This is a genomic window from Pseudomonas sp. Leaf434 (assembly GCF_001425545.1).
GTDB lineage: Bacteria > Pseudomonadota > Gammaproteobacteria > Pseudomonadales > Pseudomonadaceae > Aquipseudomonas > Aquipseudomonas siliginis.
This window is the reverse complement of record NZ_LMQZ01000001.1, coordinates 1,218,325-1,231,528: the sequence shown is the minus strand read 5'-3', so window position 1 is coordinate 1,231,528 and position 13,204 is coordinate 1,218,325. Positions and strand designations below refer to the sequence as shown.

At 60.3% G+C, this 13,204-nt stretch carries 12 protein-coding genes; 9 read left to right on the top strand and 3 right to left on the bottom strand.

Annotated features, from left to right (window positions below; translation table 11 throughout):
- Window positions 1-56 precede the first annotated feature (56 nt).
- The 3 genes from ASG55_RS05490 to ASG55_RS05480 all read left to right on the top strand — a co-directional run bounded on the left by ASG55_RS05490 (window position 57) and on the right by ASG55_RS05480 (window position 3,746).
- Window positions 57-857 (top strand): glucose 1-dehydrogenase, encoded by an 801-nt coding sequence (locus tag ASG55_RS05490; protein WP_056784282.1) that lies wholly within the window; start codon window positions 57-59, stop codon window positions 855-857.
- Complete coding sequence (locus ASG55_RS05485) at window positions 850-2,676, top strand: glycoside hydrolase family 15 protein (protein ID WP_056784279.1); 1,827 nt, start codon at window positions 850-852, stop codon at window positions 2,674-2,676. The genes ASG55_RS05490 and ASG55_RS05485 overlap by 8 nt, the downstream gene beginning before the upstream one ends.
- A gap of 182 nt (window positions 2,677-2,858) precedes the next feature.
- On the top strand, window positions 2,859-3,746 hold the full coding sequence (locus ASG55_RS05480; RefSeq protein WP_056784275.1) for an alpha/beta fold hydrolase: 888 nt from the start codon (window positions 2,859-2,861) through the stop codon (window positions 3,744-3,746).
- Here the strand turns inward: ASG55_RS05480 and ASG55_RS05475 are convergent.
- Complete coding sequence (locus tag ASG55_RS05475) at window positions 3,715-4,698, bottom strand: GlxA family transcriptional regulator (RefSeq protein ID WP_056784272.1); 984 nt, start codon at window positions 4,696-4,698, stop codon at window positions 3,715-3,717. The two genes, ASG55_RS05480 and ASG55_RS05475, sit on opposite strands and share 32 nt — an antisense overlap.
- Before the next feature lie 89 nt (window positions 4,699-4,787).
- Here ASG55_RS05475 and inhA point away from each other — a divergent pair, with 89 nt between their 5' ends.
- From inhA to ASG55_RS05455, 4 genes are all read left to right on the top strand, one after another.
- Window positions 4,788-5,474, top strand: coding sequence for an isonitrile hydratase (gene inhA / locus ASG55_RS05470; RefSeq protein ID WP_056784269.1), 687 nt, complete (start codon window positions 4,788-4,790; stop codon window positions 5,472-5,474).
- Between the two features lie 209 nt (window positions 5,475-5,683).
- The gene (locus ASG55_RS05465; protein WP_056784265.1) at window positions 5,684-6,475 is read left to right on the top strand and encodes a CPBP family intramembrane glutamic endopeptidase; all 792 of its coding nucleotides are present in this window, start codon (window positions 5,684-5,686) and stop codon (window positions 6,473-6,475) included.
- 102 nt (window positions 6,476-6,577) lie between these two features.
- Complete coding sequence (locus ASG55_RS05460) at window positions 6,578-8,143, top strand: methyl-accepting chemotaxis protein (RefSeq protein WP_056784262.1); 1,566 nt, start codon at window positions 6,578-6,580, stop codon at window positions 8,141-8,143.
- A gap of 328 nt (window positions 8,144-8,471) precedes the next feature.
- Window positions 8,472-8,942, top strand: a complete 471-nt coding sequence (locus ASG55_RS05455) for a hypothetical protein (RefSeq protein ID WP_052392185.1) — start codon at window positions 8,472-8,474, stop codon at window positions 8,940-8,942.
- Between the two features lie 172 nt (window positions 8,943-9,114).
- On the opposite strand, the gene ASG55_RS05450 is transcribed toward ASG55_RS05455, so the two are convergent.
- A complete protein-coding gene (locus ASG55_RS05450; protein ID WP_056784258.1) occupies window positions 9,115-9,468 on the bottom strand; it encodes a DUF6124 family protein in 354 nt (117 codons plus the stop codon).
- 919 nt (window positions 9,469-10,387) lie between these two features.
- Window positions 10,388-11,068, bottom strand: coding sequence for an alpha/beta family hydrolase (locus ASG55_RS05445; RefSeq protein ID WP_056784255.1), 681 nt, complete (start codon window positions 11,066-11,068; stop codon window positions 10,388-10,390).
- Window positions 11,069-11,158: 90 nt separating this feature from the next.
- On the opposite strand from ASG55_RS05445, the gene ccoN reads away from it, so the two are divergent.
- Together ccoN and ccoO are read left to right on the top strand one after the other, a co-directional pair.
- Complete coding sequence (gene ccoN, locus ASG55_RS05440; protein WP_056784252.1) at window positions 11,159-12,583, top strand: cytochrome-c oxidase, cbb3-type subunit I; 1,425 nt, start codon at window positions 11,159-11,161, stop codon at window positions 12,581-12,583.
- A gap of 10 nt (window positions 12,584-12,593) precedes the next feature.
- Window positions 12,594-13,202 (top strand): cytochrome-c oxidase, cbb3-type subunit II, encoded by a 609-nt coding sequence (ccoO, locus tag ASG55_RS05435; RefSeq protein ID WP_056784249.1) that lies wholly within the window; start codon window positions 12,594-12,596, stop codon window positions 13,200-13,202.
- Window positions 13,203-13,204 lie beyond the last annotated feature (2 nt).

Here is a 13,204-nt window from a genome sequence, read left to right as displayed (position 1 = left end):
TCAGCGTCTGCCATCAGTCAGCTACTTAAGTCTCTGGAACCAAGGCGCGAATCGTCATGCAGATTTCCCTCGCTCATCAGGTGGCGCTTGTCACCGGTGCCAGCTCCGGCATCGGCCATGCCGCCGCCAAAGCACTCGCTGCAGCCGGTGCTGCGGTCGTGATCAACTACAACAGCAGCGCCGAACCTGCCGAAGAACTGGCCGCGCAAATCAACGCTGAGGGCGGCAAGGCCCTCGCCATCGGCGCGGATGTTTCGAAAGAAGAAGATGTCGAGCGGCTGTTCAAAGAGACCGTCGAAGCCTTCGGCTCGCTGGACATTCTGGTGGCCAACTCCGGTCTGCAAAAAGACGCTGCCGCCGTGGACATGACCCTCGACGACTGGAACACGGTAATCGGCGTCAACCTCACCGGGCAGTTCCTCTGCGCACGGGCGGCGTTGCGGATTTTCCAGCGTCAGGGCGTGCGCGAAGGCGTGTCGCGCGCGGCGGGCAAGATCATTCACATGAGTTCGGTGCACCAGCGGATTCCATGGGCCGGGCATGTCAATTACGCGGCGTCCAAGGGCGGCGTCGATCAGTTGATGCAAAGCCTTGCCCAGGAAGTCAGCCACCAGCGCATCCGCATCAACAGCATCGCGCCCGGTGCGATCAGCACGGCTATCAACACAGAAGCCACTGAAGGCGCGGCCGGCGACAAACTTCTTGAGCTGATTCCGTACGGGCGCATCGGCGATGTCGAGGATGTCGCCAACGCAGTGGTTTTCCTCGCTTCCGACCTGTCCGATTACATCGTCGGCACCACCCTGTTCATCGATGGCGGGATGAGCCTCTATCCGGAGTTTCGCGGCAATGGCTGAGCCTAAAGTGGAACAACAAAGTCCCATCGGTGCCCACGGCATCATCGGCGACATGCGCAGCGCCGCACTGGTCAATGACAAGGGCAGCGTGGATTTTTTCTGCTGGCCGGAGTTCGACAGCCCGACGATCTTCTGCTCGCTGCTCGACACCCCGCAAGCAGGGATTTTCCAGCTCGCGCCAGACTTGCCGGACGCGCGCCGAGAACAGATTTATCTGCCCGACACCAACGTCTTGCAGACCCGTTGGCTGAGCGAACACGCGGTGGTGGAAATCACCGATCTGTTGCCCATCGGTGACGATGTCGACGCACTGCCGCTACTGATGCGCCGGGTGCGCGTGGTCAGCGGCTCGGCGACGTTCAATCTGCGTTGCGCGGTGCACCACGACTACGGCCGCGCCGACACCCGGGCAGAAATGGACGAAAAAGACGTAACGTTTCACGCCGCTGGCCAGCCGTCGATACGCCTGGCTTCAGATCAGGCACTGCAAATCGATGCACAAGCGGCCGTCGCGCAGTTCACCCTCAAGCACAATGAAACCGCCGCGTTCATGCTCGGCGGCAGCGACGATCCGCGTTTTGCCAAAGGCGCCGGCGAGTTGTGCATGGAGCGCACCCTCAAATACTGGCGCGGCTGGATCGGCCAATCCAACTATCGCGGGCGCTGGCGGGAAATCGTCAATCGCTCCGCCCTCGCCCTGAAACTGCTGACCTCGCGTCGCCACGGTGCGATTCTCGCCGCCGCCACCTTCGGCCTGCCGGAAACTCCCGGCGGCGAGCGCAATTGGGATTACCGCTACACGTGGATCCGCGATGCCTCGTTCACGGTTTACGCGTTCATGCGCCTGGGCTTTGTCGATGAAGCCAACCACTACATGCAATGGCTGCGCGGACGGGTGAGCGATTGCTGCGGCAAACCGATGAAACTCAACATCCTCTATGCCATCGACGGCCAGCAGGAATTGCCGGAAACCGAGCTGACGCATCTGGCCGGCCACGGCGGCGCGCAACCGGTGCGCATCGGTAATGGCGCTTATGACCAAATCCAGCTCGACATCTTCGGCGAGTTGATGGACGCGGTGTATCTGGTCAACAAGTACGGTGATGCGATTTCCCACGAAGGCTGGCGGCATGTCGGCGAAGTGGTCGATCAGGTCTGCGAAAACTGGCAGAGCGAAGATGTCGGCATCTGGGAAATGCGCGGTGAGACCCATCATTTCCTGCACTCGCGGCTGATGTGCTGGGTGGCGCTGGACCGGGCGATCCGTTTGGCTTCCAAGCGTTCGCTGCCGGCGCCGTTCGCCCGTTGGGATGACACCCGGCAAGCGATCTACACCGACATCTGGGACAACTTCTGGAACGAAGAACGCGGGCATTTCGTCCAGTACAAGGGCGGTACCGCACTGGATGGCTCGATGCTGCTGATGCCGCTGGTACGCTTCGTCAGCGCCAAGGATCCGCGCTGGCTGTCGACTCTGGAAGCAATCGAAAAAACCCTGGTGCGTGACGGCATGGTCTATCGCTATCGCAACGAGGACGCCAACATCGATGGCCTCAGTGGCACTGAAGGCGCGTTCGCCGCGTGTTCGTTCTGGTACGTCGAATGCCTGGCCCGCGCCGGCCAGGTGGAAAAAGCCCACCTGGAGTTCGAGCAATTGTTGCGATATGCCAATCCGCTTGGGCTGTACGCCGAAGAGTTCGACAGCCATGGGCGGCACCTGGGCAACACGCCGCAAGCGCTGACGCATCTGGCGTTGATCAGTGCGGCGAGTTTTCTTGATCGCAAGCTGAGTGGCGAGAAGAGTTCCTGGCAGCCGTAGGGCTGTTTTTTCGTCAGCGCATGTCAGACCGATCCCTGACTGGACGGGATTTTTCCACAACGGGCCTGCATGCCAGACAACTGGCTCAGGCCCATATTCATGGTGAAACCTGCGCAGCGGTGACCCGCATTCCGTTCGCAGATCCAGAGTGTCTGAATACGATTCAAACGGAGTGGTTCGTCATGATCGAGAGCGTTCTTACCCCAACCCTGACCATTGCCTACGAACAGCACGGTCCGAACAACGGCGCCCCGGTAATTCTGCTCCACGGCTTCCCCTATTCCCCGCGCACCTTCGACGAAGTCGCCCCGGCGCTGGCCGCGCGAGGCTACCGCGTCATCGTGCCGTACTTGCGCGGTTACGGGCCGACCCGGTTCAACAGTGCGCAAACCCTGCGCTCCGGTCAGCAAGCTGCGATGGCGCAGGACTTGCTCGATCTGATGGATGCGCTGGGCATCGAACAGGCCACGCTTTGCGGTTATGACTGGGGCGGTCGGGCAGCGTGTATTGTCGCGGCGTTGTTTCCGGCGCGAGTGCGCGGGCTGGTCAGCGGCGACGGCTACCTCGTGCAGGACATCGCCCATGCGAACCAGCCGTTGGACCCGGAAGACGAGCATCGGCTCTGGTATCAGTACTATTTCCACACGCCGCGTGGCGCCGAGGGCCTTAAGCAGAATCGCCGGGCGTTGTGTCAGTTGCTTTGGCGGCTGTGGTCGCCGACATGGGCGCGAAAGGACGAACGCTACCCGCTGACCGCTGGCGCTTTTGATAATCCTGACTTTGTCGACGTGGTGATTCATTCCTATCGGCATCGCTTCGGCTACGCCCCGGGCGATCCAGCTCTGGAGTGGATGGAAGAAGCGCTGGCCACAAAGCCGGTGATCAGCGTGCCGAGTATTTCGCTGTGCGGTGGCGATGATGGCGTCGGCCCGCCTTCGCTGATTGATGAAGATGCCGAGCATTTCAACGGCTTTTATGAGCGGCGCGTGCTCGCGGGTGTCGGCCACAACATTCCCGAAGAAGCGCCGCAGGAAACCCTCAAGGCAATACTGGATCTGCTGCAACGCTGACCGAAAACCGCTCCCGATAAGCCTGCGGCGTCACGCCAATCGCTCGCAAAAAACTGCGCCGCAGCGTCTCTTCGCTGCCAAACCCGCAATTGGCGGCGATGCGTTTCACCGGCAAACCGGTATCGCTGAGCAGTCGCCGCGCGGTTTCGACGCGGATCAATTCGATCGCCCGCGCCGGGGTCTGGCCGGTGTCGGCGCGGTAGTGGCGGATGAAGCTGCGTTCGCTCATGCCAGCCTGTTCGGCGAGGGTCGGGATGCCGAGGTCGCAGGTCAGGTTCTCGGCGATCCAGGCGTGCAGTTCATCGAAGCGGTTGCCCTGTTGTTGCAGCGACAGCGTCACGCTGAACTGCGACTGTCCGCCCGGGCGTTTCAGGAAGACGACCAAGTGCCGGGCGACGTCGAGGGCGATGTCGCGACCGAGGTCTTCTTCAACCATGGCCAGCGCCAGATCGATGCCTGCCGTGACCCCGGCGGACGTCCACACCGGGCCGTCGTTGATGAAAATCGGATTGGCTTCCACGTGCAGATTCGGATGCTTCGCGGCCAGTTGCTCGCAGCGCGTCCAGTGGGTGACCACGCGGCGACCATCGAGCCAGCCGCTGGCCGCGAGTAGAAAGGCCCCGGTGCATACCGAAGCCACGCGCCGGCAGCCGCGCGCATGTTCGCGTACCCAGTCGACCAGTTGCAGATCTTCCGATGCCGCATAAATGCCCCAGCCACCCGAGATGATCAATGTGTCGCTGGGCGTTTGCGGCAACGGTTCGGCGAGCACCGCCAACCCCGCCGATGACATCACCGCCCCTCCGCCGCTGGCGATCACGCTCGGCGCATAGGGCGTCGACAAGCCGCGCTGGTGGGCGAGATCGTTGGCCGAGGCGAACACCTGCAACGGCCCGGTGACATCAAGAATCTGCATATTGGCAAACGCGAGGACGTGAATGGCTTTAGGCATTTGGCGTAATTCGTGGGGTGATTGGCGTATGCGCCAGAACCTACCCGCCTACAGTGAAGTCGTCCACTTCTTTCAACGGAGCAAGAACGATGACGCTGCAGATCGGTTTTCTGTTATTCCCGCAGGTCCAGCAACTCGACCTCACCGGCCCTTACGACGTCCTCGCCTCGTTGCCCGGCGTGCAGGTCCACCTGATCTGGAAGGATCTGATGCCAGTGACATCCAGCACCGGGCTGCTGCTGAAACCGACTACGACTTTCGAGGATTGCCCGGATCTGGACGTAATCTGCGTACCCGGCGGTGGCGGCGTCGGGCCGTTGATGGAAGATCAGCAGACGCTGGACTTCATCAAACGCCAGGCCGCCCAGGCACGTTACGTGACCTCGGTGTGCACCGGCTCGCTGGTGCTTGGCGCGGCGGGCCTGCTGCAGGGCAAACGTGCGACCACGCATTGGGCGTATCACGAGTTGCTGCCGACGCTGGGCGCGGTTGCGGTGAAGGATCGGGTGGTACGCGACGGCAATCTGTTTACCGGTGGCGGAATCACTGCCGGGATCGATTTCGCCTTGGTGCTGGCGGCGGAACTGGTCGATGCCGACACGGCGCAACTGGTGCAGTTGCAACTGGAATATGCCCCGGCGCCGCCGTTCAATGCCGGCAGCCCGGACGTGGCACCGAGTGCGGTGGTCGATGAAGCGCGGTTGCGCGCGGCGCCGTCGTTGAAGCTGCGCACCGAGATTACTGAACGCGCGGCGGCCAAACTGGGCCTGCGCTGATATCCAGCCGAATGCAAAACCTGTGGGAGCGAGCCTGCTCGCGAAAGCGGAGTGTCAGTCGCCAGTGACGTCATCTGGAAGACCGCTTTCGCGAGCAGGCTCGCTCCCACATTTGATTTGTGTCTGGCATGACTGCCACACCTTCACTTGTCCCACCTCCCTCGCCCGTGTAGAAAGCCCCTTCCAGAAATCTCGCACAAGGACTTTCGATGAAGGCGCTGCCCTGGCTCTATCTCGCGCTGCTCGGCCTCGGTTACGGACTGGCCCTGAGCTACGGCCAGCTCGGTTGGCTGGCATTGATCTCCGTGGGGCTTTTGCTGTTCGCCGCGTTCGCCGTGCGTCAGCAAGAGGTGCCGGTCGCGCGTTGGCTCGGCCATGGCCTGTTCATCGTTCTGGCCGTGGCACTGGCGCTGCACTGGCTGCCGGGCTTCGCCAACGGCCGCGTGATCAATCCGCAACGTTTCACTGACAACGCCGTGCCGTTCGCGATGTACCTCAATCTCGACAAACCGCTGGTGGGCTTCTGGTTGCTGCTGGTTTGTCCGTGGATCGTCGCGCGGCGATCGTTGCGCCTGACGGTCTATGCCACCGCCCTCGCCCTGACGCTGTGCGCGATTCTCGCCCTCGGCGGCGCGCTTTTACTTGGCGTGATCGCCTGGGCACCGAAATGGCCGGATCAGGCCTGGCTGTGGGTGCTGAACAATCTGCTGCTGGTGACGCTGGTCGAGGAAGCGCTGTTTCGCGGCTATATACAGGGCGGGCTGAGCCGTCGCCTCAAGCACCTGCCCTACGGCGACAACCTCGCGCTGCTGTTGGCCTCGCTGTTGTTTGGTCTGGTGCATGTCGGCGCTGGCTGGACCTGGGTGTTGCTGGCGGGACTGGCCGGGGTCGGCTATGGTCTGGCCTACCGTTTCGGCGGACTGGGCGCGGCGATCGCCACCCATTTCGGCCTGAACCTGTTGCACTTCGGCCTGTTCACCTATCCGATGCTGGCCAGTTGACGCAAGCGCGGTTTTGCGACGGCGTACTTAAATCTGAAAAAAAACTTCAATAAAAACCTGTCGGCGCCGACAACCATTCAAAGCCTTGCGGATTGAAAAACCATGCGTAACAACCAGCCCATTACACAACGCGAGCGGACCTTTCCAGCTCAGCAACGGTTGATTTCCACCACCGATGCCAAGGGCGTGATCACCTACTGCAACGACGACTTTGTCGAGATCAGCGGGTTTTCGCGGGAGGAACTGATCCGGGCGCCGCACAATCTGGTCCGTCACCCTGACGTGCCGTCGGCGGTGTTCTCGCACATGTGGGGCACACTGAAACAAGGCTTGCCATGGATGGGCATCGTTAAGAATCGCTGCAAATCCGGTGACCACTATTGGGTTAACGCCTACGTCACACCGGTGTTCGATGGCAGCCAGGTGATCGGTTACGAGTCGGTGCGCGTCAAGCCCACCGCCGAACAGATCCGCCGCGCCGAAGCGCTCTACCAACGCATCAACCAGGGCAAGTCGGCGATTCCTTCGACGGACAAATGGCTGCCGCTCCTGCAGGACTGGCTGCCGTTCATTCTGGTCAGCCAACTGAGCTTCATGATCGGCGCGACGCTGAACTCGCAGTGGGGCTTCGCCCTCGCCGCCGGTTTGTCGGTGCCGCTGGGCCTGATGGGCCTGCAATGGCAGCAACGCGGGCTCAAGCGCCTGCTGCGCCTGGCCGAACAGACCACCTCCGACCCGCTGATCGCGCAGATGTACACCGACAGCCGTGGCGCCCAGGCGCGTCTGGAAATGTCGATCCTCAGCCAGGAAGCGCGCCTGAAAACCTGCCTGACCCGCCTGCAGGACACCGCCGAGCACTTGACCGAACAGGCCAAGCAGTCCGACGCCCTGGCACACAACAGCTCAACCGGCCTGGAACGCCAGCGCGTGGAAACCGAACAGGTCGCCACCGCCGTCAACCAGATGGCCGCCACAACCCAGGAAGTCGCCAGCCACGTACAGCGCACCGCTGACGCCACCCAGGAAGCCAACCGCCTGACCGGCCGCGGCCGCGACATTGCCGGGGAAACCCGCGAAGCGATTCAGCGCCTGTCGGTGGTCGTCGGCGAAACCGGCCTGACCGTGACGCAACTGGCCAAGGACAGCGACGAAATCGGTGGCGTGGTCGACGTGATCAAAGGCATCGCCGACCAGACCAACCTCCTCGCCCTCAACGCTGCGATTGAAGCGGCGCGTGCCGGTGAAATGGGCCGTGGTTTTGCGGTCGTGGCTGACGAAGTCCGCCAACTGGCGCAACGCACCAGCGAATCCACCGGGCAGATTCACGCCCTGATCGCCAAGTTGCAGCAGACTGCCTCCAGCGCCGTGCAAACCATGGAAGCCGGGCATCGCCAGGCTGAAGAAGGCGTGGCGCGGGTCCTGGAAGCGGATCAGGCACTGGTCGGCATCAGCGAAGCGGTGGCCAACATCACCGACATGACCACCCAGATCGCCGCCGCGACCGAAGAGCAAAGTGCCGTGGCTGAAGAGATCAGCCGCAACATCAGCAATATCTCGGAACTGGCCGATCAAACCTCGGAACAAGCGCACAACTCGGCGTTGCTCAGTGAAGAACTGACGAAGACGGCCAACACGCAGTATTCGTTGGTGGCGCGGTTTAATCGCTGATTGGAAGGCTGGAATGAAAAAACCCGGATGGCGTGAGCTTTCCGGGTTTTTTGTTGTGTCAATGAACTACTCAATAGGATTTGAGTAGGTTGAGACTGCGCTTGAGTAGTTCAGTCGTGCATTGCGCCGCCTGCCAAACCGAGACATCTAATATTGAACTTCATCAGAAAGTTTTGCGCTGCACATTCGGAAATCCTGGCGAAAATCCACAGAATACAGCGCATGTCTACTGTCAGGTCTTACAGTAGACATTCAAGTTTCAGGGGCATATCTATAAATCGTTGAACAGATGGTTTTCATTATCACGATATGACCAAGGAGCTAAAAAATGAGCAAACATAGCATCCTCATCCCAAAACCAGGTGCCATTGCAAAACAGTCTAATGTCTTCACTTGGCAATTCGGCACCAACCCTGAAACCACGGCCACTATAATTTCTTTTGAGCTACGTCATTTTATTCCGACGGGCGAAAAGAGCTGGTCAATCTCAGGGTCCACAGGAACGCTGGAGGAGAAGAACATCTTTCTCTACTCTTTCTCGATCCCCTATACCAGTGACGCCCCGTTCCATAAAACTTATACGTTGGAAGACGGGCTGACATTCCAGCACGGCCACTCGTCACCTGGACCCTCTGGGTTTTATGGATTTACTTATGTTGATGCTGATGAAGCCACGGTCACTATCGACATCCATCCCACCAAGGGGATTGCTAAAGGTACATTTGAAGCAAAGTTCAAAAGCCATGGATACCGAACGCAGCCTATAGGTACTTTCAACTTGCTTAGGGATGATTTGTGATTTTTCGCGACAACGTTTCGATCAGATTGCATCCCCGCCCTTTCAGCCGTATGGCGCTTCGCGAGCAGGCTCACTCCAACATTGGATCTGCGCTGATCACAGACTAGGTGCCAGACACCAATCCCCTGTGGGAGCGAGCCTGCTCGCGAAGAGGCCATAACAGCCAGCGAAATTATTGAGGCAACTTCAGCTTATCCAGCAGTCGATTGACCAACAGTTCGTTGAGCATGATTACCTGTTGCAGCGCCAGCAGTGGTTTGCGTTCCGGGCCGCCTATCGAGTTGGCGATGTTACCGGCCATGGCATGCGCGTATGAAAGCGACTCGCAGGCTTGGATCAACAGGGTTTCGTCATCCAGCGTGGGGTCCACGACATAGATCGGGCGATATTTTGGAGAGCTTGGTGGAGCGGCCAGATCTTCGGGTTTGAGGTAGTAATCGAGGGCGCGGTCGGTGGCTTCCTGGATTTTTTGCGGATCGAGAGCGCGGTCGTGGGGGGGTGGCGGGTTGGGGGTGACTTTGAACATGGGCGTACTCCGGTTTCGAATATTGGGAGCCAACACCCTCGCTACCAAACGAAAGGTGGTGGTCATACGCAGGTTGGTAGACCGGTCGAAACAGGAAACCCGGCGCTCACAAAGGAGCCCCACGCATGCCCACCATAAAAGTCGAGCCCCGAAACGGGACTGCATACGGTGACGCTATACAACGGTTTCGACGCGGGCTACCAAACCCCATCACTGTTTCTCAGTGACAGACAAACGATATAGCCCGCCGCCTAGACGCGTAAGCCGGCGGATTCTGGCGTAGGCGTAGGCAATGGCGCAAGGAGTTGTAGCCGGGATGGCGTAACGGGTCGTGTAGTTTAAACATTGGTATTTGATGATGTTTAAGTTCAGAGATTGCCTCTGACAGGCAGGTGGTTTGATGTCGTCTGGAAGGGAGCTTTCGCGAGCAGGCTCGCTCCCACAGAAAAGCAAGGCAGCGCGGCTGCCCGCGGCGAAGCCGCACCACTCAACAATGAGCGCAAGCTCGAGTGCTTTTGATCTTGATCCACCGGCGACGTCGGAAGGCTGAGCGGAGGGATTGATCCGGGCGTGGGAGCGCAGGGGAGCGCAGCGACCGTACGACGCAGTCGTACACAGCGAGTGTAGGTGCAGCGAAGCAAACCGGAGCCGCTGCGCCCGGATCGATCCCGCAGCGAAGGGACCCGAGCTTGCGAGGGCCGAACGCAGGAGCTAGCGTTTTTTGCTTACTTTTTTTGGCGCTTGTAAAAAAGTAAGTCGCCGTCAGGCGAAACCGCCAGCCGCAGCTCCCGAAGCAACGGATATGCCCCCAAGAGCAAGATCAAAAGCTAGCCCCCTCACCCCAACCCTCTCCCCCAAGGGGGCGAGGGGGAAAGGGAGCAGGTCTTCATGCAACGCAAAATCCCGGCCCGGCTCAAAATCAGTCACCGAGAAATTCAGCCACCTTCTGCGCAGCACCCGCCAAATGATCGGAATGCGTAAAGCCAGAAGCCTTGAGCGGCTTCAAATCATGATCCCCCCCCACCAACCAAAACACCTCAATCCCCGGCGCTAACGAATACCCCTCAACCGCCTCGCGATTCCCCAGAGCATCCCGCTCCCCCTGCACAATCAACGTCCGAGTCTTCAAACCAGCCAAATGCTCAACCCGAGGCTTCTCCGGCTTCCCCACCGCATAAAACGGATATCCCAGACACACCAACGCATCCACCCCCAGCTCATCCGCCACCAGACTCGCCATTCGCCCACCCATCGACTTACCGCCAACAGCCAAAACCCCAGCGACATGATGCCGCACAAGCGCAAACACCTCCCGCCAGCAATCCAACAGTTTCGGCGCAGGATTCGGCGGCCGCTTAACCCCATCCACCCGCCGCTGCGCCATATACGGAAACTCAAAGCGCAACACGTTGACCCCAAGCCCGGCAAGGCGCCCAGCCATGTCGTTCATCCAGTCGCTATCCATCGGCGCCCCCGCCCCGTGCGCCAGAATCAGCGTTGCCGAAGCCTCACCAACAGCGGCATCCCAAAGCCACCCATGATCGAGCACACACTGCGCCCATTGATCCCCGTCAATACTGGCCTTGTGCTGTTTGTCCATGCTTGCCTCGCTTTTAGTCTGCCTATAACTCCAGGCGAAGGATTCGCGTCGTTTGCGCGCTCACTTCGGCTGAACCGTGGATGGGGAACCATGAACACTTCTATCAGTACCGCCTACAACTACAAGGTGGTCCGCCAATTCGCCATTATGACGGTGGTGTGGGGCATCGTCGGCATGGGCCTCGGGGTTTTTCTCGCGGCGCAATTGGTCTGGCCGGAACTCAACTTCAATTTGCCCTGGACCAGTTTCGGCCGTCTGCGCCCGCTGCACACCAACGCGGTGATCTTCGCCTTCGGTGGCTGCGCGCTGTTCGCCAGCTCTTTCTATTCGGTGCAACGCACCTGCCAGACGCAATTGTTCGCGCCGCAAATCGCCGCGTTCTGCTTCTGGGGCTGGCAACTGGTGATCCTGTTGGCGGCGATCAGCCTGCCGCTGGGTTACACCAGCTCCAAGGAATACGCCGAACTGGAATGGCCGATCGACATCCTGATCACCGTCGTCTGGGTCGCCTACGCGATCGTGTTCTTCGGCACGATCATGCAGCGCAAAACCAAACACATCTATGTGGGCAACTGGTTCTTCGGCGCGTTCATCATCACCGTGGCGATCCTCCACATCGTCAACAACCTTGAGTTGCCGGTGAGTTTCACCAAGTCCTACTCGGTGTACGCCGGTGCAACCGACGCGATGGTGCAGTGGTGGTACGGCCACAACGCTGTGGGCTTTTTCCTCACCGCCGGTTTCCTCGGGATGATGTATTACTTCGTGCCGAAACAGGCCGAACGTCCGGTGTATTCGTATCGCCTGTCAATCGTGCACTTCTGGGCCTTGATCACCCTGTACATCTGGGCCGGCCCGCACCACTTGCACTACACCGCGCTGCCGGACTGGGCACAGTCACTGGGCATGGTGATGTCGCTGATCCTGCTGGCACCGAGCTGGGGCGGCATGATCAACGGCATGATGACCCTCTCGGGCGCCTGGCATAAGTTGCGCAGCGACCCGATTCTGCGTTTCCTCGTGGTCTCGCTGGCGTTCTACGGCATGTCGACCTTCGAAGGTCCGATGATGGCCATCAAGACTGTCAACGCCCTCTCCCACTACACCGACTGGACCATCGGCCACGTACACGCCGGCGCACTCGGCTGGGTGGCGATGATCTCGATCGGCGCGCTGTACCACATGATCCCGAAAATCTTCGGCAAAGCGCAGATGCACAGCGTCGGCCTGATCAATGCGCATTTCTGGCTGGCCACCATCGGCACCGTGCTCTACATCGCCTCGATGTGGGTCAACGGCATCGCCCAGGGCCTGATGTGGCGCGCAGTCAACGAGGACGGCACGCTGACGTATTCCTTCGTCGAAACCTTGGTGGCCAGCCATCCGGGCTTTGTCGTGCGGCTGATCGGCGGGGCGATTTTCTTAAGCGGCATGTTCCTGATGGCTTACAACACCTGGCGCACCGTGCGGGCCTCGCAGCCTGCCGACGTCGTCGCTGCCGCGCAGATGGCCTGAGGAGTCCGCCATGAAACACGAAACGATTGAAAAGAACGTCGGCCTGCTGATGCTGTTGATGGTGTTCGCCGTGAGCATCGGCGGCCTGACCCAGATCATCCCGCTGTTCTTCCAGGACGTCACCAACAAACCGGTGGAGGGCATGAAGCCCTATACCGCGCTGCAACTGGAAGGTCGCGACATCTACATCCGCGAAGGCTGCGTCGGTTGCCACTCGCAGATGATCCGTCCGTTCCGCGCCGAAACCGAACGTTACGGGCACTACTCGGTTGCGGGCGAAAGCGTTTGGGATCACCCGTTCCTGTGGGGCTCGAAACGTACCGGTCCGGACCTCGCCCGGGTCGGCGCGCGTTACTCGGATGACTGGCACCGCGCGCACTTGTACAACCCGCGCAACGTCGTGCCGGAGTCGAAGATGCCGGCCTACCCGTGGCTGGTCACCCAAGCGGTCGACAGCAGCCACACCGAAACCAAGCTCAAAACCATGCGTACCCTCGGCGTGCCGTATACCGATGACGACATCAGCGGCGCAGTCGCCAGCCTCAAGGGCAAGACCGAAATGGACGCCCTCGTTTCCTATCTGCAAGTGCTCGGCACTGCAATCAAGAGCAAGAGGTGAGC

Excerpts from the sequence above, each read along its gene's own strand:
- ASG55_RS05450 (WP_056784258.1), bottom strand. The coding sequence starts at position 9,468 with ATGTTCAAAGTCACCCCCAACCCGCCACCCCCCCACGACCGCGCTCTC.
- ASG55_RS05455 (WP_052392185.1), top strand. The coding sequence starts at position 8,472 with ATGAGCAAACATAGCATCCTCATCCCAAAACCAGGTGCCATTGCAAAA.
- ASG55_RS05460 (WP_056784262.1), top strand. The coding sequence starts at position 6,578 with ATGCGTAACAACCAGCCCATTACACAACGCGAGCGGACCTTTCCAGCT.
- ASG55_RS05475 (WP_056784272.1), bottom strand. The coding sequence starts at position 4,698 with ATGCCTAAAGCCATTCACGTCCTCGCGTTTGCCAATATGCAGATTCTT.
- ASG55_RS05445 (WP_056784255.1), bottom strand. The coding sequence starts at position 11,068 with ATGGACAAACAGCACAAGGCCAGTATTGACGGGGATCAATGGGCGCAG.
- ccoN (WP_056784252.1), top strand. The coding sequence starts at position 11,159 with ATGAACACTTCTATCAGTACCGCCTACAACTACAAGGTGGTCCGCCAA.
- inhA (WP_056784269.1), top strand. The coding sequence starts at position 4,788 with ATGACGCTGCAGATCGGTTTTCTGTTATTCCCGCAGGTCCAGCAACTC.
- ccoO (WP_056784249.1), top strand. The coding sequence starts at position 12,594 with ATGAAACACGAAACGATTGAAAAGAACGTCGGCCTGCTGATGCTGTTG.
- ASG55_RS05490 (WP_056784282.1), top strand. The coding sequence starts at position 57 with ATGCAGATTTCCCTCGCTCATCAGGTGGCGCTTGTCACCGGTGCCAGC.
- ASG55_RS05465 (WP_056784265.1), top strand. The coding sequence starts at position 5,684 with ATGAAGGCGCTGCCCTGGCTCTATCTCGCGCTGCTCGGCCTCGGTTAC.
- ASG55_RS05485 (WP_056784279.1), top strand. The coding sequence starts at position 850 with ATGGCTGAGCCTAAAGTGGAACAACAAAGTCCCATCGGTGCCCACGGC.
- ASG55_RS05480 (WP_056784275.1), top strand. The coding sequence starts at position 2,859 with ATGATCGAGAGCGTTCTTACCCCAACCCTGACCATTGCCTACGAACAG.